Origin of the sequence: Pseudomonas sp. SED1, from assembly GCF_034044025.1 — a bacterium.
In the GTDB taxonomy this organism is placed as follows: domain Bacteria; phylum Pseudomonadota; class Gammaproteobacteria; order Pseudomonadales; family Pseudomonadaceae; genus Aquipseudomonas.
Map to the genome: position 1 here is coordinate 1 of NZ_JAXCIS010000091.1, position 19,301 is coordinate 19,301.

General features: G+C 60.8%; 15 protein-coding genes and 1 pseudogene. 10 read left to right on the forward strand and 6 right to left on the reverse strand.

Annotation, left to right across the window (positions count from 1 at the left end; all coding sequences use genetic code 11):
* Positions 1-7 precede the first annotated feature (7 nt).
* The gene (hpaR, locus tag SNL23_RS11940; RefSeq protein WP_003209875.1) at positions 8-430 is read right to left on the reverse strand and encodes a homoprotocatechuate degradation operon regulator HpaR; all 423 of its coding nucleotides are present in this window, start codon (positions 428-430) and stop codon (positions 8-10) included.
* Between the two features lie 195 nt (positions 431-625).
* On the opposite strand from hpaR, the gene SNL23_RS11945 reads away from it, so the two are divergent.
* The 8 genes from SNL23_RS11945 to SNL23_RS11980 all read left to right on the forward strand — a co-directional run bounded on the left by SNL23_RS11945 (position 626) and on the right by SNL23_RS11980 (position 10,796).
* Positions 626-1,924 carry an NAD(P)/FAD-dependent oxidoreductase gene (locus SNL23_RS11945; RefSeq protein ID WP_076016037.1) on the forward strand — a complete coding sequence of 433 codons (1,299 nt, stop codon included), beginning with the start codon at positions 626-628 and terminating at the stop codon, positions 1,922-1,924.
* 183 nt (positions 1,925-2,107) lie between these two features.
* A complete protein-coding gene (locus SNL23_RS11950; RefSeq protein ID WP_003209872.1) occupies positions 2,108-2,473 on the forward strand; it encodes a cupin domain-containing protein in 366 nt (121 codons plus the stop codon).
* Positions 2,474-2,525: 52 nt separating this feature from the next.
* The gene (locus SNL23_RS11955; protein WP_318302341.1) at positions 2,526-3,185 is read left to right on the forward strand and encodes a helix-turn-helix transcriptional regulator; all 660 of its coding nucleotides are present in this window, start codon (positions 2,526-2,528) and stop codon (positions 3,183-3,185) included.
* A gap of 86 nt (positions 3,186-3,271) precedes the next feature.
* A complete protein-coding gene (locus SNL23_RS11960) occupies positions 3,272-4,093 on the forward strand; it encodes a molybdenum cofactor biosynthesis F family protein (RefSeq protein ID WP_318302342.1) in 822 nt (273 codons plus the stop codon).
* On the forward strand, positions 4,086-4,886 hold the full coding sequence (locus SNL23_RS11965) for an SDR family NAD(P)-dependent oxidoreductase (RefSeq protein ID WP_318302343.1): 801 nt from the start codon (positions 4,086-4,088) through the stop codon (positions 4,884-4,886). Before SNL23_RS11960 ends, SNL23_RS11965 begins: the two co-directional genes overlap by 8 nt.
* Positions 4,879-5,640 carry an SDR family oxidoreductase gene (locus SNL23_RS11970; protein WP_318302344.1) on the forward strand — a complete coding sequence of 254 codons (762 nt, stop codon included), beginning with the start codon at positions 4,879-4,881 and terminating at the stop codon, positions 5,638-5,640. Before SNL23_RS11965 ends, SNL23_RS11970 begins: the two co-directional genes overlap by 8 nt.
* 174 nt (positions 5,641-5,814) lie before the next feature.
* Positions 5,815-10,476, forward strand: coding sequence for an RNase A-like domain-containing protein (locus tag SNL23_RS11975; RefSeq protein WP_318302350.1), 4,662 nt, complete (start codon positions 5,815-5,817; stop codon positions 10,474-10,476).
* Positions 10,473-10,796 carry a contact-dependent growth inhibition system immunity protein gene (locus SNL23_RS11980; protein WP_167665032.1) on the forward strand — a complete coding sequence of 108 codons (324 nt, stop codon included), beginning with the start codon at positions 10,473-10,475 and terminating at the stop codon, positions 10,794-10,796. The genes SNL23_RS11975 and SNL23_RS11980 overlap by 4 nt, the downstream gene beginning before the upstream one ends.
* Before the next feature lie 35 nt (positions 10,797-10,831).
* On the opposite strand, the gene feaR is transcribed toward SNL23_RS11980, so the two are convergent.
* From feaR to SNL23_RS11995, 3 genes are all read right to left on the reverse strand, one after another.
* Positions 10,832-11,785 (reverse strand): transcriptional regulator FeaR, encoded by a 954-nt coding sequence (gene feaR / locus SNL23_RS11985; RefSeq protein ID WP_318302345.1) that lies wholly within the window; start codon positions 11,783-11,785, stop codon positions 10,832-10,834.
* A 117-nt stretch (positions 11,786-11,902) separates the two neighbouring features.
* Complete coding sequence (locus tag SNL23_RS11990) at positions 11,903-12,487, reverse strand: DUF3156 family protein (protein WP_318302351.1); 585 nt, start codon at positions 12,485-12,487, stop codon at positions 11,903-11,905.
* Positions 12,468-13,967, reverse strand: a complete 1,500-nt coding sequence (locus tag SNL23_RS11995; RefSeq protein ID WP_318302346.1) for an APC family permease — start codon at positions 13,965-13,967, stop codon at positions 12,468-12,470. Before SNL23_RS11995 ends, SNL23_RS11990 begins: the two co-directional genes overlap by 20 nt.
* A gap of 217 nt (positions 13,968-14,184) precedes the next feature.
* On the opposite strand from SNL23_RS11995, the gene SNL23_RS12000 reads away from it, so the two are divergent.
* Positions 14,185-15,513 (forward strand): hypothetical protein, encoded by a 1,329-nt coding sequence (locus tag SNL23_RS12000; protein WP_318302347.1) that lies wholly within the window; start codon positions 14,185-14,187, stop codon positions 15,511-15,513.
* 173 nt (positions 15,514-15,686) lie between these two features.
* Here the strand turns inward: SNL23_RS12000 and SNL23_RS12005 are convergent.
* Both SNL23_RS12005 and SNL23_RS12010 read right to left on the reverse strand, forming a co-directional pair.
* Positions 15,687-16,172, reverse strand: a pseudogene (locus tag SNL23_RS12005) (flavin reductase family protein); the annotation flags it as partial.
* 156 nt (positions 16,173-16,328) lie between these two features.
* Entirely contained in the window at positions 16,329-17,498 is a 1,170-nt protein-coding gene (locus SNL23_RS12010; protein ID WP_318302348.1) for a p-hydroxyphenylacetate 3-hydroxylase oxygenase component, read from the reverse strand.
* 228 nt (positions 17,499-17,726) lie between these two features.
* On the opposite strand from SNL23_RS12010, the gene SNL23_RS12015 reads away from it, so the two are divergent.
* Positions 17,727-19,214, forward strand: coding sequence for an aldehyde dehydrogenase family protein (locus SNL23_RS12015; RefSeq protein ID WP_318302349.1), 1,488 nt, complete (start codon positions 17,727-17,729; stop codon positions 19,212-19,214).
* The last annotated feature ends 87 nt before the right edge of the window (positions 19,215-19,301 follow it).

A 19,301-nucleotide genomic window follows, 5' to 3' on the forward strand; every position in this document is an offset into this window, starting at 1 on the left:
CGGTGTGTCAGCGTTTGATGGTCTTCAACTCATCCAACAACCCCAACAACACCTGCAACTTCTCCTCCCCAAACTGCTCCTGCAACCGCTGGTAATTCTCCTCCATGCACTGGCTCATCGACTCGAAACTGGCCTTGCCCTTCTCCGCCAGCGTCACCAGCACCCGCCGCTGATCCTGCTCGGCCTTGCGCCGGTGCACCATGCCCGCCGCCTCCATACGCACCAGCACGCCGGTCATGCTCGGTTTGAGAATGCACGCCAGTTCCGCCAGTTGGTAAATCTCCAGCTCGTCATGCTGGCTGAGAATTCGAATAACTCGCCACTGCTGCTCGGTCAGCCCATGTTCATTCAGCGACGGCCGAAAAAAACTCATGGCCGCTTCGCGGGCCTGCAACAGGGTCAAGGTCAGGGATTGTCTGGGTTTCAACATAGGCTCAGGGTCACGGTAGATTTAGTTAATGTTTTAACGAAACTCTAACACTCTCCTCCCCGCCTCACGCTATAACTTGTGAAGCCGGCGAAGGCTCTGGCGCGCTGGATCAAAAAGCCCGGCACACAGAATCAAGACATCCAGCGCGCCAACGCCCTTAATACATTCATTAGCTCTTCACTGTCAGGCAGCGCAATGATCAATATCGAAACGCCGACCTATTACACGGCGACCAAGAAATACAACCTCAGCTTCCCCACCCTGGAACAGGACGTGGAAGCCGACGTGGTGATCATCGGCGGTGGCTTTTCCGGGATCAACACCGCCCTGGAACTCGCCGAAAAAGGCATCACCAACATCGTCGTGCTGGAAGCGCGTTACCTGGGTTTCGGCGGCACCGGGCGCAACGGCGGGCAGATCATGGCCGGCATCGGCCACGACCTGGAAAAGATCAAAAAGGACGTGGGTGAAGACGGCCTGCGCCAGATCTTCGAGATCAGCGACCTGGGCGCCGACATCATCAAGAACCGCATCGCCAAGTACGACATCGATGCCGACTTCTGCCATGGCTACGGCTACATGGGCTTCAACGCCCGCCAGGAAAAGACCCTGCGCGCCTGGGAAAAAGACTTCAAGTCCATCAACACCCAACACGAGATCCGCTTCCTCGGCGGTTCCGACGTGAAGCAGATCATCGGCTCCGACGCCTACAGCAGCGCCCTGCTGCACATGGGCGGCGGGCATGTGCACTCGTTGAACCTGCTGCTGGGCGAGGCCAAGGCCTTGGCCGGCCACGGCGTGCAGATTTTCGAGAACAGCCCGGCATTGGAAGTCAGCTACGGCGAACGCATCACCGTGCGCACCGGCCGCGGTTCGGTCAAGGCCAGCAAGCTGTTGTGGGCCTGCGACAGTTTCCTCAACAAACTGGAACCGGAACTGCACCGCTCGACCATCAACACCTATGCGTTCCAGATGATGACCGAGCCGTTGTCCGAAGAACTGATCAACCGCATCAGCCCGATTCGCGGGGCCTACAGCGACATTCGCCCGGTGATCGACTACTACCGCGTCACCAACGAAAACCGTCTGCTGTTCGGGGCCGCCACGCCGTTGGTGGAGCACATTCCCGGCGATTTGAAAGCCTGGAACCGCAACCTGATGCTGAAGATCTTCCCGTACCTCAAGGACGTGAAGATCGACCTGGCCTGGGGCGGCCCGATGGCCTGCAGCCCGAACCTGTTCCCGCAGATCGGCACCCTGCCCGGGCGCAGCAACGCGTTCTATGTGCAGGGCTATTCAGGCTTCGGCGTGACGCCGAGCCACATCATCTGCAAGGTGCTGGCCGAAGGCATGAGCGAAGGCTCGGCGCGGTATGACCTGGTCAGCTCGATCCATCGCCCGACCATCATCGGCAAAGACGCGATTCGCCCACTGCTGCTCACCGCCGGCAAGTCCTGGCACCAGCTTTCCGGTTATTGGAACGGCCGCCGCTAAAGCCCGATTCCTGACACCTGACACCTGACACCTGACACCTGACACCTGTAGGAGCGAGCTTGCTCGCGAAAAACCCGAGGGCACCGCGTTCATCCAGGACGCCAACGTCATCGTTGACGACCTTCGCGAGCAAGCTCGCTCCTACAGTTGATCGCTAATTTTTTCTCATCAGGAGCAACTGCCATGACCCTCGTTACCCTCAAGAAAGACATCCAGCTATCCGAACTCGACGCCTGGGGCACCGTCGCCGATCTCGGTTCGACCATCCTCGAAGGCGAAGTCCGAGCCTTCGGCAAAATGACCTTCGGTGCCCCCACCGACCCGGTCAGCAGCGCCTATTTCGGCACCACCCAGGGCAAATTCCGCATGGTCTATCCCTTCGCCGAACAAGCCACCGTGGTCACCGGCGAGGTGGTACTCACCGATGAATCCACCGGCCAGAGCACCCGCTACAAGGCCGGCGACAGCTGGTTCGTGACCAAGGGCACTCCCGTGCTGTGGGAAGTGGTCAGCGAAAGTTTCGTCAAACACTACTTCGCCGTGGTGTGATAGCCCCGGCTGCCGGCACCCGTCGGCAGCCTTTTGCCGCAGGTGACCTACCATGCACGCCCTCCCCGCCCACGAAGTCGCCGGCCAGTGCCTGCAGGCTTTCACCCGCTTGATTCCGGTCAGCCAGGCCGCGTTCTACTGTGTCGACCGCCACCTGCAAGCCCGGGATTTCCAGTTGCACGGCATGAGCGGCGAGATGCACCGCGACTACCTGGACAACTACCGCCAATTCGACCCGTTGCAACCACGCAACTGCCTGTCCAGTGGCTTGGCGGTGGTGCCGCTGGGTTTTGCCATGGCCCGCCAGCCGGTGCGGGATACTCGGCGCTATGGGGATTTTCTGCGGCGCTATGGCGTGGTGGATGTGGTGGAAATCCTCGCCCAGCGTGGCGGCCAGCCCCAGGCGGCGATTTCGTTGCTGCGCACCGCCGACCAGGGCGCCTTCACCGGCGAGCAACTGGCCCAACTCAACGCCCTGCAAACCTTGCTGCAACTGGCCGTGGCCAATATGCAACCCGCTGAAGATGCACTGGCCGACCTCACGCCCAAGGAGCGCCAGATCGCCCTGTTGTTGCGCCAGGGCGCCAGCAACAAACAGCTGGCCCGGGAGCTGGAAGTCGGCCTGCCCACCATCAAGACCCACCTGATCAACCTGTTTCGCAAGACCGGCGTCAGCAGCCGCACCGAGCTGGTGGGCAGCCTGTTTCTGTAGCCCGCCTCAACCATCCGGTTGATACCCGGGCCTGCTCCCGAGCGCGATGATCCGTGGTGTTCACCCACTCAACCGGAGCATCGCAAATGACCACACCTTCTGACTGGATCACCGTGGGCGCCCTGGCCGACGGCTTCGCCCCCCAGGCGTTTATCCTGCCGAACCTGGCAGACCTGAGCGGCAAGACCTTCACGCTGCACTTCGCCAATGGCTGGCAGATCGAGCACCGTTTCGAGCGCGATAGCCTGTCCTGGGTCGCGGCCGACGGTCACTCCAGCGGCAGCGCAACCTACCGCGCGACCTCGGTGCGCCCCGGCTTGTACCTGGTGGATTTCATCAAGCACGAAGGCGCCCAAGCCTGGTCGGTCAGCCTGGTGCTCGACACCGCCAGCGCCTCGTTCACCGCCGTGCTCGGGCGCATGCCCACCCAGGAACAAACCCGCGAAGGCCTTTACAGCCGCGCCCTGGCCGGCAAGCCGCTGACCTCGGTGGAAGTGGAATTCCTCCACGGCAGCCTCGACCGCCCCTGGCAAGCCGGCCACTGCCCCCACGCGCCCACCACCGAACTGACCGGCCTGCGCAACCAGTACCGCTACAGCCCGAGCGAGGTCTACGAGCACATCTACCTCAACCACCAGTTCTACGCCTGGCAATGCCTCAAGGGCGTCGAGCAAGGCCTGTGCGACACAGACCGCTGCCATTACTACAAGATCGCCGACCAGTTGTACCTGTTCGTCTGGCGCGAAAAAATCATCCCCACCCTTGGCCTGGTGCTGATCGACCTGCAACAGCACCGCAGCGACGGCAAGATCTTCGGCTATGCCGGGGCGGCTTTCGATGAGCTGTCGAACTTCCCCATCAGCTCCTACTGCCAGGTACTCAACCGCACGGAGCATCCCGATGACTGAGCCGCGCACGATTGTGATCACCGGGGCCGGCACGGGCATCGGTGCCGCGTGCGCCCGGCTGTACGCCGCCGAGGGTGCGCATGTGGTGCTGATCGGCCGTCGTCGCGAGCCGCTGGAGCAGGTCGCGCGGGAAACCGGAGGTTTGGTGCTGGTGGGTGATGCGGCCTGCCCTGTCACGTGGGCGGGCTTTGTGGAGCAGATTCGCCAGCGCTTCGGGCGGATCGACGTGCTGCTGGCCTGCGCGGGCGGCCATGGCATGGGCAGCGCCACCAACACCAGCCCGCAGACCTGGGAAGCGGCGCTGCGCAGCAACCTCGACAGCGCTTTCTACAGTGCTCGAGCGTGTTTGCCGCTGCTGCTGGAGAGTGGCGGGAACATCGTGCTGATGGGTTCGATTGCCTCACTGGCCGCCGGGCCCGAAGTGTGCGGCTACACCACAGCCAAACATGCATTGCTTGGGCTCAACCGTTCGCTGGCCCGTGATTACGGCCCGCGCGGGGTGCGGGTGAACGCGGTATGCCCGGGCTGGGTGCGCACGCCGATGGCGGATGAAGAAATGCAGCCGTTGATGGATTTTCATGGCGAAACACTGCAACACGCCTACGACCGGGTGTGCGCCGACGTGCCGTTGCGACGCCCCGCCAGCGCTGAAGAAATCGCCAGGGTGTGCCGCTTCCTGGCGTCCAGTGAAGCGTCGATCATGACCGGGGCGACGCTGGTAGCGGATGGGGGCTCAAGCATCGTCGATGTGCCGACGCTGGCCTACGCGCGTATGGAGCAGCGTCATGAATGAGGACCTGGATTTCACTGGTCGCACCGTATTGGTAACGGGTGGCGCCCAAGGGATTGGTCGGGCCATCGTCGAGGCGTTTGCCCTGCGGGGTGCACGGGTGATGATCGCCGACCTGCAACTGGCAGAGACACTCGCGCTGGCGCTGTGCGGGCGCGGCTTCCAGGTGGAAGCGGTGACGGTGGATCTGGCGGATGCGGCTGCGGTTTTCGCGCTGATTGCCGGGGTGGAACAAAGTTGGGGGCGGCTAGATATTCTGGTGCATAACGCCGGGTATTTTCCGCTGACGCCCTTTGCCGAAATCACTCCGGCGATGCTCGACCGCACCTTGGCGGTCAATCTCTCGGCGTTGTTCTGGCTGACCCAGGCGGCGTTGCCCATGTTCCGCCGTCAGGGTCGGGGCTGCGTGCTGGTCACATCTTCAGTCACTGGGCCGAGGGTGGCATTTCCGGGTTTGAGCCACTATGCGGCGTCGAAGGCCGGGGTCAACGGGTTCATTCGCAATGCCGCGCTGGAGCTGGCCGCTCTGAATGTGCGAGTCAACGGGGTGGAACCCGGCATGATCGCCACGCCCGCCATGGGCAATCTGGGGGATGACCAGGTGAACGCACAGATCGCCAGCCGGGTGCCGCTGGGACGGTTGGGTGCGCCAGCGGATATTGCCGGGGCGATGCTGTTTCTGGCATCGGACCTGGCGGGTTACATCACCGGGCAAACGCTGGTGGTGGATGGCGGCTCGACCTTGCCGGAGGTTTAACGAAACGTCCTACCGAACGGCCGGATAACCTCTACTCCCTCGCCTTGAGAACCGCTGCAAAGTCCCTCGCCTGATCACACAGTGCGAGGGAACGCCGATGTCTTTTCCGATTAATGCCCTGCCCGATGGGGCTGTCTCTTGATTCCCGCCATAGGCTTTCTGGTCGTGGCAGCGATGGACCCGAAGACGTGCGACGTCGATGGGGTTCTCAACGACTTCACACACTGCCTGAACACCTACGACGCCTGGGCCGAGAGCTTCTGGAGCTTCTCGGCACTGGACGTCGAGCAGGTGTTCAGGGTGGGGGATGAGGTTTCGCTGGTCGCACCCATCACCCGTTCCCTGTATCCCAGCAGCACCGTCGCGACCTGCAAGGCCAACGCATCGTTGAAGCTGGTGCATATGTTCCAGAGCACGCGGTTCGTGCCCATCGGCAATACGCCGGTGGTGCTGCAGGAAGTCGCGCAAGACGGTGGCCTCCTCGGCGACCCCATCCATAAAACCATCGGCCCCAGCGGCATTCTCGAAGTCACCGAGTGCACCGTCGACCGGCAGTACCGGGTCAGCTTTTACCCCAACGTTTCCAAGGACCACGTCAAGGCGCTGTATGCCTCCTATCAGTCCGAGATCAGCTCGCTGGAAGGCCGCTTGCGTGACGAGTGGACGAGCACATTCAAGCCGATATGGGAGAGCTATTCCAAGGCTGACTTTGTCGATCGGTACACCTCGCTGCAACAGGCGTACGCGCAAGGCTTTGGCAACGTGCTTTACGGTCTGTGGGACGGTATTGCGCAACTGTACCAGTGGCTGGCAGATATCAAGCCCAACAGCGAAAAGCTGCTGCAGTACCTCTCCCAGGCCGAGCTTGGAGCGCTGCTGCAGCTCAGTAATGAGGCGATTGCCAAAGGGTTGCTGATCCTGAGTGATGAACCGTTGCTGTTCATCTACCTGTCCGCAATGGTCAGTTGGATGCGCATGCTGCCACCGCATTACATGCTTGAGTTGCTCGGGGAAATCACCACCGAGGTGCTGCTCAACCTGCTGTTGCTATGGGCTACCGGTGGCATGGGTGTGGCGGTGCGCTTGGGTGCGCAGGTGCTGGGCAAGGTCAAGTCCGAGCAGGCACGGGAGTGGTTGGAGCAGATTGCCAAGCTGGGTGGTACGGCCCCGCTGGATGGGCATGCGGAGGTACTTAAGCCGTTATCACTTCAGAGTCATGCAGTGCCGGTGAAGGCGGCGGCGGTGCCGTTGAAGGCTGGCGTGGAGGAAATTTCGAACCCGGCACCGATGGTGCGGGAGCCCAAGACGGCGCGAACAGCGCTGGTGAAGCAGGAGCCCGTGGATGATGTCCCTGCTTCTGCGAAAAACCCCAACGGGGATGCTTCGGTTTGTTCGGCGAATACCTGTACCGATGGCTGCCCGGTTTCGATGGTTACCGGTGAGGAGCTGCTGACTCTCACTGACGGCTCGTTGGAGGGTGTGCTGCCGTTTGCCTGGACGCGGTTGTATCGCAGTAGTGCCGTGGAAGTGGATTGCGGGTTGGGGTTTGGCTGGAGTCATTCGCTGGCTCAGCGGCTTTGCGTGGTTGGCGAGTCGGTGATTTGGACCGATCACGAGAACCGCAGCACCACCTTTCCCCTGCCCTCTGCTGCGCGGCCAGCCATCACCAATAGCCTGGCGGAAGCGTCGATTTATCTGGGCTCGTTACCCGATGAACTGGTGCTGGCTCAGGCGTCGCTTTTCTACCACTTCCGCAACGGTGTGCTGACGTCGATCAGCGATGCGTACGACAACCGGCTGCGCATTGCCCGCGACTATTCAGGACGGATTCAGCGGATCGATAACCACGTTGGCCAGGGATTGCTGCTGCGGTATGACCGCGGGCATATCGTCGCGGTCGACTATCAGGTGCAGCGGGAACTTGGCTGGATAACCGAGCAGAACGTTGTTGCCTACAAGTACGACGATGCCTGGCGGTTGATCGAAGCGACCAACGCTGTCGGCGAAAACGAACGTTATCGGTACGACGATCAGCAGGTGATCCTGGAGCGGGAACTGGCCGGTGGGGCGAGTTTCTTTTGGGAGTGGGAAAGGTCTGGCAAGGCGGCAAGGTGTGTCCGCCACTGGGCCAGTTTTTCCCAGATGGACACGCGGTATGTGTGGGACGACAACGGCACCGTCACCGTGCACAACGCCGATGGCAGCCAGGAAGTCTACGTTCATGACCAGCGCGCTCGGCTGGTGCAGCGGATCGATCCGGACGGCGCGCAGCACTTCAAATCCTACGATGAAAAAGGCCGGCTGACGGTCGAGCAGGACCCGCTGGGAGCGGTGACGGCTTATCAGTACGACGAAGCCGGTCGGTTGATTGCGCTGTTTCCCGGTGACGATGCACCCACGTCCTACGAGCATGACAACGGGTTCGTAAGGGTTGTACGTCGTGGTGACGCGGTGTGGAAATACCAGCGTAACGATCAAGGCGATATCACCCGTAAGACTGATCCGGACGGTAACTACACCGAATACACCTACACCCAACACGGAAAGCTCACCGGCGTCTGGTATCCGGATAACAGCAGCCAGCGGCTGATCTGGAATGAGCGTGGCCAGCTCACCGAAGAGAAGCTGGCGAATGGTGGAATGCGGCGTTATCGCTATGACGACCTGGGGCGACAGGTGGCTTGCGAGGATGAGCATGGCGCGCTGACCCTGTATCAGTGGGACGCCGTGGGCCGCTTGCTGAAAGTGATTCAGCCGGGCGGCGCCACGCGCGAATTCAGCTACAACCCGTACGGAAAAATCACTGCCGAGCGTGATGAGCTGGGTCGGGTTACTCGCTATGAGTATGCCGACGGCCTACACCTGATCAGCCGTCGGATTAATCCGGACGGCACGCAGCTCAAATACCGCTATGACAATGTTCGGTTGTTACTCACCGAGATCGAAAATGAGGTTGGGGAAACCTACCGGCTTGAGTACCACGCCAACGGCCTGATACAGCAGGAAACCGGGTTTGATGGCCGCCGCACCGCCTACGTCTACGATCTCGCCGGGCGCCTGCTGGAAAAGACCGAATACGGCGACGATGGCAGTCAGCTGGTTACCGGTTATCAGCGAGACAGCGCCGGTCGCCTCGTAAGAAAAACCCTGCCCGACAGCAGCACGGTTGATTACGCCTACGACCGCCTCGGCAACCTTCTCAGCGTCGACGACGGCCACTGGCCGCTCCATTACGAATACGACCTGCAAAACCGCCTCACTGCCGAGCACCAGGGCTGGGGGACGCTGCGCTACCGCTACGACGAATGCGGGCAACTCAACTACCTGCGCCTGCCCGATAACAACCGCCTCGCTTTCCACCACGAAAAAGGCGGCGACCTCGCCACCGTCGAACTCAACGGCGACCTGCTCACCTCGCACCTGTTCAAGTCCGGCCGCGAACACCAGCGCCAGCAAGGCCAGCTCCTCAGCCACTACCACTACGACGACCAGGGCCGCCTGCACGCCCACGCCATCACTCAACAGGAACAACGCCACCAGCGCCGCCAATACGACTACGACAAACGCGGCAACCTGACCCGCATCCTCGACACCCGTAAAGGTCAGCACGACTACCACTACGACCCACTCGACCGCCTGACCCGCGCCAACCACTCGCACGACCTGCAGGAACGCTTCGTCCACGACCCCGCCGGCAACCTGCTGATGCAAGACCGCGTCGACCCGAACGTCGTCAAAGGCAACCGCCTCTTGATGCAGGGCGACCGTCATTACGACTACGACGCCTTCGGCAATCTCCTGCGCGAACGTCGAGGCCGGGCGCAGCAGTTGGTTACCGAATACCGCTACGACTGCCAGCACCGACTGATCAGCGTCACCCAACCGGACGGCACACAGGCCAGCTACCGCTACGACCCGTTTGGCCGCCGTATCGCCAAAACCCTAAATGGCCAGACCACCGAATTTTTCTGGCAAGGCGACACGCTGATCGCCGAACACAGCGCCGATCACCACCAGAGCTACCTCTACGAACCCAACAGTTTTCGCCCGTTAGCACTGCTCAAAGGCTATGGCCCGGAAGACGTAAAACCCTTCCACTACCAACTTGACCACCTCGGCACCCCACAGGAACTCACCGCGCCCGACGGCGAAATCGTCTGGTCCGCCCACTACCGCGCCTACGGCCAAATCGCCAAGCTCGACGTCAACACCATCACCAACCCGCTGCGCTTCCAGGGCCAATACTTCGACCCGGAAAGCGGACTGCACTACAACCGTAATCGCTACTACAATCCGGACATTGGCCGCTACCTGACGCCTGATCCCGTGAAGCTGGCGGGTGGGCTGAACGGATACCAGTACGTGCCCAACCCGACGGGGTGGGTGGATCCGTTGGGATTAGTTTGTACGCCTGGGCAGTGCCCGGGCTCAACAAATAACACAGCAGTTAGCAAAGTCCCTGGAGGGGGATTAGCCGCGCATGAAGCAGCTGGGGGTCATCTAATTGAAAAGCACGTCGGTCAGACAACGGCGCAGTTAGCTTCAAGGCTTGTAGCAGAGCCAAATATTCCAGCTGCATCTACGTTTCAGAATCTAACGACTGCCGAGTCAGTCGTATCTAGGAGCCTGGCATCTCATAATCAACAAATACATACATTCCTAAGCGGGAGTACTAACAAACTTATTATTCGAGACAGACATCAAAATCCCGTAGGATTAAGCCTCATAAGAGGTTCAAGCCAGACCATCCCGGTCTACAAGTTATTACTGGTTTTAAAAAGAGATCAAACAATGCCCGATGGCTATCTGATACTGACAGGCTACCCAATACCATGAGCACTGCATTAACAGCGTTGCAACAGTTTTTTGGTGGCTACTTCAACCAGGACTGGGTCTACGATCACGACTCTGCAGACGAGGTCATTGACTCTTTTATAAACGAGTCAGACCCCGAGGCAATATGCCAAGTAAGGCAGGAAATCATTGAGCTCTTAGCCGTTCAAAATACAGAGATAGACCTCCAAAAAAACCTTCTCTATGAACAGTACTGTTACTACCACTATCCCCACGAGTGGCCATCAGGACGATTGTGGCTTGAACATGTCATAGAAAAGCTCGACAAGGCAATAAGCGGAGCGACGCGTGAAGGGGAATAGAATGAGCAAACAAATGAGTGGCCCTATAGCGCCACTCACCCCACCTGCTGCAACCGCCCAGCCCGAAAATCCTTCGGCGACACTTCAAACTGCTTCTTGAACGACCGACTAAAGTGCGCCGAATCCGTAAATCCCCACTTATACGCAATCGACGTAATCGACTCACTGCGCAAGAACGGGTTGGTCAGATCATCCGCACTACGCTTCAACCGCGCCCGCTGGATATACCGGCACACGCTGTCATCCTGCTCCTCAAACAACCGATACAAATGCCTTACCGAGATGTTCAACCGACTCGCCAACCCCATCGGGCTCAATCCTGGCTGGGTCAACGATTCATCAATCACCTTCTGCACATAGCTGCGCAGATTGCTGCCTTGCAACCCGCCACAATCGTCCCGCTCATCATCTTCCTGCTCAAACGCCGACCCCAGTAGCGAAACAAACGCCGACTGCAACGCCTGCCCCTCACCGACCGCGCCTTCACCGTTGAGCGCGTCTTTGCACAGTTGGTCCATCAGCACATGCAACATGCGCCCGCAGGCTTTGCTTGAGGAGATTTTGCCGAAGGTCTTGGGCTGGTTGCCGAACTGTTTGCACACTTCCTGGCGGGATAAGGACAGTGAGGCATGTTCGATCAGCCCGAACGGGGTGATGTCGATGGAGCCCACCGAGTCCATCAAGAGTAATTCGCCGGGGGCGAGTTGCACGCTCTGGCCGTTTTGGGTGATTTGGCAGTAGCCGCTGCGCTGGCTGACCAGGAAGCAGTGTTGGTCGTTATCGTGGTCGGCGCGGGCTTTGGGGCGTTTGATCCGGCCGGCGTTGGTGCGCAGGTTGGCCAGAGGCAAACCGCCGCGGGAAAAGGTGCTGATGCTGCCGATGAACAGCGAGCGGTTGAAGGCCAGTTCTGTGTCGAAGTGACCGCAAGCCGCGCGCAGATCCCGGGTCCAGCGGTCCAGCCCGTCTTGCCCAATCTGTTGCATGCTCATGGTAGTTTCCACCTTGGCTTTTTGTTTTTGTCGGGCAATAGTTAACATGTTATCTATATGCGCGCAACAAGTACGTGTCTGCCAAGGTGTTTGCACTATTGATGCCAAATCCTGCGATCAGTGGGCCTGTAATGCGCGCTGAAAACCGCTGAAGGCGTCCAGCAGCCAGGCACGTTGATCGCTGCTCAAGGCGATATAGCGCCGGAACGCCGGCATGCGATTGACCACCTCGCTGCCACCCATATGCTCAAGCCGCACGCACCACTGGTGATCCGCCAAGTCGATGCGCAGGCGCTTGAAGTCCAGCGGCATCAAGGCGCGATGCAACGCACTGCCCTCCTGCAACCCGGCTTGCAGAACGCCTAACACTTCCTTGTCTCCAGAGCACTGCCGACAGCGGATTCCAGTGCGTCGGACGGCCCCGGTGTGGTGCAGTTCGAAGCTCGCCGTGCCCTGCTGCGAGGCAGGAACGTGCAGTACGAATTCGGTCATGACCAGGTGCATCAACAGTTGCGATTCGGTGCGCTCGACGATCTCCAGTTGCAACCCAAGCTCGTCCAGGGCGACCCGGGCCGTCGTCGGGCCGCACACCGCATAACCGGCGAGGCCAAGGTTGCGCCGCAGGTGTTCCAGCGTAACGCCGGGACGATAACCGGCAGGCGCGCGCCGGGCACTGAACAGCTCAGACAGTTTTTGCAGCATGGCTGATATACCCGTCGTGCGGCTGACCTGGCTCATGGGCGAACTCCTTGGCCAACACCTCTTCCACCGAGGCGGGCTTGAATGGATTGACCTTCTGCACCACCAGGGTCCAGAACAGCGCGTACGCCGCCGTGCAACCGAGCATCACGCCGAAGGGAATGTAGATGTCAGCAGGGTTCATCCCCGGCGGCGTGATAAACCACATGCCCAGCAGGATGCCGATGCTCGACAGAATCTGCGGCAGCGGAAAGAACGGCGAACGATAGGCACGAGGCAGATCAGGCCGGCGAATCCGCAGGATCACCACCGACAGCGTCACCAGCAGATAAGCAAAACTCCAGGCACACACGGCGGCCAATACCAGGTGCATGATGTTGTCGGTATTGCCCCCCAGGTACAACGCGTGCAGGCACGGAATCAGCATCGCCACCAGGATGCACAGCAGCGGTGTCTTGAAGCGCGGGTGAAGGTAGGTGAAGACCTTGGGCAACGCGCCGTCGACCGCCATGCCGTACAGGATCCGTGGTACACCGGCCATCAGGGTGTTGATGGTCGCAGCACCGGCAAACAGAAAGCCGATGCCCAGCCACATCGGGCCGATGCTGCCCATCACCTGCTCGGCGAATTTCGGGATCGCCATCGGCGTATCCAGCAGGTGCACGCCGCCCGCCGCGTCGATCAATACGTTCTCCACCTGGCGCTTCATTGCCGCGCCGTAGATGAACATGCACGTGGCCACACCCAACAGCCCCAGCACCATCGCTTTGGGCATCACCTTGGCCGAGTTGCGCAGGTCCGGCGCCAGCGGCGTGACGAACTCGCAACCGACGAACATGAACATCGCCATGCCCACCAGCGACAGGATCGTGATCAGGTCGGTGCCCACCAGGGATTCACCGAACCAGCCGTCCAACTGCACCGCCGGAGCCGCGATCAGGCCCAGCACGCCAAACACCATCAGGGTGGTCCACATGCCAAAGGTGAGGATGATCTCGGCGCGGCCGAACGCGCTGACGCCAAACGCATTCAGCACCCCGAACACAATCACGAAACCCACCCCCAGCAACCATGAGCCGCCGGCAGATTCCGCCAGGGTGTTGAGGTGTTCGAAATTCACCAGCGCCATCACTCCAGAGAGGATCGTCTCAGCGGTGCCGGCAAACACGTGCACGATCAGGTACGCCGACAAGGTGCCAGTGATCGCAAAGAACCGGCCCATGCCGCAGTTGATGTAGTCGTAGACCGAGCCGGTGGTGGGCAGGATCGAGGCGGCTTCGGCGAAGGTGGTCGCCTGGGCCAGCATCATCACCACCGCGATCAACATCGCCACCGCAAAGGCGCTGCCGCCGATGCCAAACCCCATGGTTGCGGTGAGGATCACCGGGCTGGCCATGATCAGGCCAATGGTGCTCGCCAGCGCCGTGGGAAAGCCCACCGTGCCGCGTTTCAAGTGTTCGGTGAGCCGGTCGTTGATCGACATGGTGCAGATCCTCAAGAAGCGGATTTTTAGAAGTATTGGCACTCTGCGCCCCGCCCTGGCTGATCGTCTTGCTCCTGGCTGCCGCCGGTTTTGTTGCTGCCTGCCACTGTCCCGCCGCTGGCGGCCAGGGTCAATTACCTGGCACGCAGAGGAAAGACTTGGCCCGCCCCCGCTCGCACTAATGCGCCCTCAACTCAACCTGCTGGGGACTATAACAATGGAGCACACACAAAAAACCCGTCGGCTGTACAAGGCCGTGAGCCTGGGCATTGCGCTGATGGTCATCGAGTCATCGGCCCGGGCGTTCGAGCTGTACGCCGATGACGACACCCAGGTCACCGGCAACTTCCTCGCGGTGTACGGGATGTTCAACAGCCGCAAAAACTATGACGGCACCACCGGCGGTTCCACCTGGCGTGAGGGCTTCATCAAGTATGGCTTGAGCGTTGACCAGCGCTTCGGCGCCCTGGGCAGCGTGTATGGCACGGCTAACCTGGTCAGCTCCGGCACGTGGGGTGATGGCGATGCGTCCGGCGTGACCACCGGCAGCGAGCGCACCACCAAGTTCGACGAAGCCTTCGCTGGTTGGCGCTCGGGGGAGCTGTTTCCGGCGCTGGGCAAGGATGGTGTGGACCTGTCGTTCGGCCGCCAGATCATCATGCTCGGCGACGGCTTCATCATCAATGACGACGGCCCGAACCTCGGCAAGGGCGTGGACGACGGTAAGTTCAACCGGGGCGGCGCCTACTACATCGCCGCGCGCCATGCCTTCGATCAAACCGCCGTGTTACGCCTGGGGGGCAAGGACGGCGTGCATGGCAGCGTGATGTGGATCAAGTCCGACAACCGCGCCCAGGCCAACACCGAAATGGCCGCCGGCACCCTGGACTACACCGCCGCGCAGGGCACCGTTGGGTTGACCTATATCCATGGCATCAGCGTCGACGACCGTTACGCCAATAACCTGCAAAAACAGCGCGCCGGGATGAACCTCTACAGCCTGCGGGGTGCCGGCAATGCCGGGATCGAGAACGCGCACTTTTCCTTTGAATACGCCTGGCAGGACAAGGACGCCGGCCCGGAAAAGGCCTGGTATACCGAAGGCGGTTATACCTTCGCCGCGCTGCCATGGTCGCCGGACCTGACCTACCGCTACAGCCGCTATTCGAAAAACTGGGACGCGATGTTCGCGGGTTTCAACCGTGGCTACGGCACTTGGGTGCAGGGCGAAGTGGCCGGCAATTATTCGGGGCCGTTCAATACCAATACTGAGGTGCAGCACGTGGCGTTGAAGGTCAAGCCGCTGGACAGCGTGACCGTCGGCGCGCTGTTCTTCGATTACAAGACGTTGAGCAAGGGCGGCATGCTCAACCTCGACGGGCGCGAACTGGACCTGTACGCGGAGTGGGCGGTGAACGAACACCTGATCGTCACGCCGCTGCTGGGGCTGTACAAGCCCAACAAGGATGAGAGCAACGGCGGCAACCAGGTGGGTGGCAACGGCACCAATGTCTATAGCCAAGTCACAGTGGCCGTGCCGTTCTAACACAGATGCAATGAGCAACCGAGATCACAGGTGGGAGCGGGCTTGCTCGCGAAAGCGGTGTGTCAGTCGCCAGATGTATTGGCTGACACTCAGCATTCGCGAGCAAGCCCGCTCCCACATTAAACCTGCATCAGCCCTCGATAGAGGTGTTCGCCCTACGGTTGCCGCTCCTCGATCCGCGCATACGCCCCTTGGTGATAGAGCAACGGCGAACGCCCAAAATCATCAAACGCCACCACCTTGCCTATCATGATCCAGTGATCACCACCGTCCACCTGCTGGTATTTCTCGCAGTGAAACCGCGCCGAGCAATCGGCGAAAACCGGCGAGCCGCCTTCGCCCGATTCGAATTCGATTTCGGCGAAGCGATCGTCCTTGGGCCGGGCAAAATTATTCGACAGGTGGATCTGGTCGGCCGCCAGCACATTGACCGCAAAATGGCTGGCCTGCTCGAACACCTCATGGCTGTTGGAGCGCTTGTCGATGCTCCACAGCACCAGCGGCGGGTCCAGGGAGACCGAGTTGAAGCTGTTGGCGGTGACACCCACTTTGCGCCCGCTGGCATCAGCGGCGGTGACCACCGTGACACCGGTGGCAAAGTTGCCCAGGGCCCGGCGAAAGGCCCGTGGATCGAAGATCGTAGCGCTGTGCTCAGACATACAAGACTCCCGGATTACTTATTATCGAGCTGCTCCCTGTAGGAGCGAGCTTGCTCGCGAAGGTCGTTAACGATGACGTGGGTTGCCTGGATGGGCGCGGCGCTCTCGGTTTTTTCGCGAGCAAGCTCGCTCCTGCAGAGGGGCCGCCACGAGGCTTCAAATCATGCTCGGATCAGGCTCAAGCCCCATCAGCTCACGCCCCAGAATCTGCGCGCACACGTCGTAATCGGTGTACGCATGGGCGCCGGTCATATGGGAATCGCGGAACAACCGCTGCATTTCGTTGTGCTCGAACCACGCATTACCACCGGCGGCCTCGAACAAACGGTCCACCGCCTGGATGCACATCTTGGTCGCGTACGCCTGATTGGTGCGCCAGAACGCCAGGGTCTCGCGGCTCGGGTAACGGTGCTGTTCGCTGTGTTCGGCGTGTTCCTGCCAGGTCTTTTCCAGGAACGCCCGGGCGGCGGCCACCTGGTGCGTCGACTCGGCCAGGCGCATCAACGCCGGAGTCGCCGCACCCACCGCCGCGCCGGTGTAGGCACGTACGCGGGTCTTGGTTTTCTCGCGGAACACCTCAAGCATGCGCTCGGCCACCCCCAGGCTGACGGTGGAGAAACCGCTGGCGAAATACGGCCGGTACGGCGAGTAGAAAATCTTGCTGTCGGGGTACAAACCGAAGCCGGCGGACTTGCCTTCCATCATGTCTTTGGCTTTCTGGATGCGATGTTCGGGCACCAATACGTTGTCGATGATCAGGGTCTTGGTGCCGCTGCCTTTCATGCCGGCGGCGAACCAGTCATCACGAATCTGATAGTCGTTGCGCGGCAGCACCGCAAAGCAGTAATCCTGAGTACCTTCGGTATTTTTACGACGGAAACCGACAATCGCCCACTCGGCGTGATCGCAACCGCTGCTCCAGCCCATTTCACCGCTGAACAGCACGCCACCTTCAACTTCTTCAGTGCGGCCAAACGGCGCGATGCTGCTACTGGCCGTGGCGTTCGGGTTATCGCCCCAGACTTCCTGCTGCAACTTCGCGGAAAACAGCGCCAGTTGATGGCTGTGGGTGCACAACAGACTCATGGCCCAGGCAGTGCTGGCACAGGCGCCGGCGAGCAAGGCGATGCAGTCGGCAAATTGCGGCAGGGAGATTTCCATGCCGCCAAAGGGTTTGGGTTGAAAGGCACGGTGCATGCCGATGCTCTTGAGCAGCGCAATGTTCTCGTCGGGAACCTTGCGGTCCTGCTCGGCCTGGAAGGCATTGGCAGCGATGGTCGGCAGAATCGCCTTGAGGTCTTCGAGGAGCGGGTTTGGCTTTTTCATGGACGGCCCTGCTTATTATTGGATGTCCGGCTGGCGTTCCAAATCAGCGAACGACGCTGGATGTGGGGCCAGTATGGAGCCGGCGATCACACCGGAAAATGCACCTTCCACAGCCAAGATTGCACTTTCCACAGGCCTGGCAGCCACAGACATATCGCCCGGCAGGCACAGACAAGCCTGGCCCAGCGGCGCTGGTTAACCTCGGGCTTTTGCGAGCAGGAAATTCCCATGAGCGATATTGCGCTGCTGCCTGAAGTCCAAGCCTTCCTCCGTGGAAACCATGCCTTGTTTATCGACGGCGGCTACGTCCAGAGCCACTCCAGCCAAACCCTGGAGGTGATCAACCCGGCCAACGGCGAAGTGATCGCCCGCGTCGCCGATGCCGACCTTGTCGATATCGACGCGGCCGTGGAATCGGCCCGACGTGGCTTCCGGAAATGGTCCCAGGTCGCACCAGCCATTCGTGGCAATGTGCTGCTGAAACTCGCCGACCTGCTGGAGCAACACCGCGAAGAACTGGCACAGATCGAAACCTGCCAGTCGGGCAAGATCATCCAGATTTCCCGGGCCTTTGAGGTCGACCAGGCCGCGCATTTCCTGCGTTACTACGCCGGTTGGGCCACCAAGATCAGCGGCCAGACCATCACCCCGTCACTGCCCTCCTTCGCCGGTGAACGCTACACCGCCTTCACCCTGCGCGAACCAGTGGGCGTGGTGGTGGGCATCGTGCCGTGGAATTTCTCGACCATGATCGCCATCTGGAAACTCGCCTCGGCGCTGGTGACCGGTTGCAGCATCATCATCAAGCCCAGCGAGTTCACCCCGCTGACCATCCTGCGCATCGCCGAACTCGCCATCGACGCCGGCCTGCCGGCGGGCGTACTGAACGTGTTGACCGGTGGCGGGCATGTGGGCAAAGGCCTGGTGGAGCATCCGGACACCGACAAGGTTTCGTTCACCGGCTCGGTGCCCACCGGCATCGCCGTGGGCCGCAGCGCCATGGGCGCGGGGCTGACCCGGGCGACCCTGGAACTGGGCGGTAAAAACTCGGCCGGGTTTCTGCGGGATATGGACCTCGACAAGGCGGTCAACGGCATCATCGAAGCCGGCTTCCTGCACTCCGGGCAAATCTGCGCTGCCGCCGAACGCTTCTTCGCCCATCGCTCGCAGATCGAGCCGATCATGGACAAGCTGGCGCAGCGCCTGGGCCAGTTGAACATCGGTTCGCCGCTGGACGAACGCACCGAGTTCGGCCCGGTGACCAACCGTCAGCACCAACAGAAACTCGAAGGGTTTTTCGCCAAGGCCCGCGCCGAACACAACACGATCATCCATGGCGGCAAGCTGATCGACGGGCCGGGTTGCTACGTGGAGCCGACGGTGATTCTCGCCAACACGATCAACGACACCCTGCTCAACGAAGAAACCTTCGGCCCCATCGCCACGTTTTTCCCTTATGACACAGAGGAAGAACTGCTGGAGTTGATGAACAACACGCCGTACGGCCTGAGCGCCAGCCTCTGGACCAACGATTTGAGCAAGGCCCTGCGCATGGTGCCGGCGATCAACGCGGGGACGGTGTGGGTGAACATGCACACGATGCTCGACCCGGCGGTGCCGTTTGGGGGCAACAAGTCTTCGGGGGTGGGGCGGGAGTTTGGTGGGGCTTTTATCGAGGACTACACCGAGCTCAAGTCGGTGATGATTCGCTACTGACCGGCATGCGGGGTGCCTGTCGGGGCTTTGCCGCTGGGGGAGGATGCTAGGTGGGGGCATATCCGTTATTTGGGTGATGGCTTGTAT

Bases quoted from the DNA above. Each gene is read 5' to 3' on its own strand.
- hpaR (WP_003209875.1), bottom strand. From the start codon at position 430: ATGTTGAAACCCAGACAATCCCTGACCTTGACCCTGTTGCAGGCCCGC.
- SNL23_RS11955 (WP_318302341.1), top strand. From the start codon at position 2,526: ATGCACGCCCTCCCCGCCCACGAAGTCGCCGGCCAGTGCCTGCAGGCT.
- SNL23_RS11970 (WP_318302344.1), top strand. From the start codon at position 4,879: ATGAATGAGGACCTGGATTTCACTGGTCGCACCGTATTGGTAACGGGT.
- SNL23_RS11980 (WP_167665032.1), top strand. From the start codon at position 10,473: ATGAGCACTGCATTAACAGCGTTGCAACAGTTTTTTGGTGGCTACTTC.
- SNL23_RS12015 (WP_318302349.1), top strand. From the start codon at position 17,727: ATGAGCGATATTGCGCTGCTGCCTGAAGTCCAAGCCTTCCTCCGTGGA.
- SNL23_RS11945 (WP_076016037.1), top strand. From the start codon at position 626: ATGATCAATATCGAAACGCCGACCTATTACACGGCGACCAAGAAATAC.
- SNL23_RS11950 (WP_003209872.1), top strand. From the start codon at position 2,108: ATGACCCTCGTTACCCTCAAGAAAGACATCCAGCTATCCGAACTCGAC.
- SNL23_RS12000 (WP_318302347.1), top strand. From the start codon at position 14,185: ATGGAGCACACACAAAAAACCCGTCGGCTGTACAAGGCCGTGAGCCTG.
- SNL23_RS11975 (WP_318302350.1), top strand. From the start codon at position 5,815: ATGGACCCGAAGACGTGCGACGTCGATGGGGTTCTCAACGACTTCACA.
- SNL23_RS12010 (WP_318302348.1), bottom strand. From the start codon at position 17,498: ATGAAAAAGCCAAACCCGCTCCTCGAAGACCTCAAGGCGATTCTGCCG.
- SNL23_RS11960 (WP_318302342.1), top strand. From the start codon at position 3,272: ATGACCACACCTTCTGACTGGATCACCGTGGGCGCCCTGGCCGACGGC.
- feaR (WP_318302345.1), bottom strand. From the start codon at position 11,785: ATGAGCATGCAACAGATTGGGCAAGACGGGCTGGACCGCTGGACCCGG.
- SNL23_RS11965 (WP_318302343.1), top strand. From the start codon at position 4,086: ATGACTGAGCCGCGCACGATTGTGATCACCGGGGCCGGCACGGGCATC.
- SNL23_RS11990 (WP_318302351.1), bottom strand. From the start codon at position 12,487: ATGCTGCAAAAACTGTCTGAGCTGTTCAGTGCCCGGCGCGCGCCTGCC.
- SNL23_RS11995 (WP_318302346.1), bottom strand. From the start codon at position 13,967: ATGTCGATCAACGACCGGCTCACCGAACACTTGAAACGCGGCACGGTG.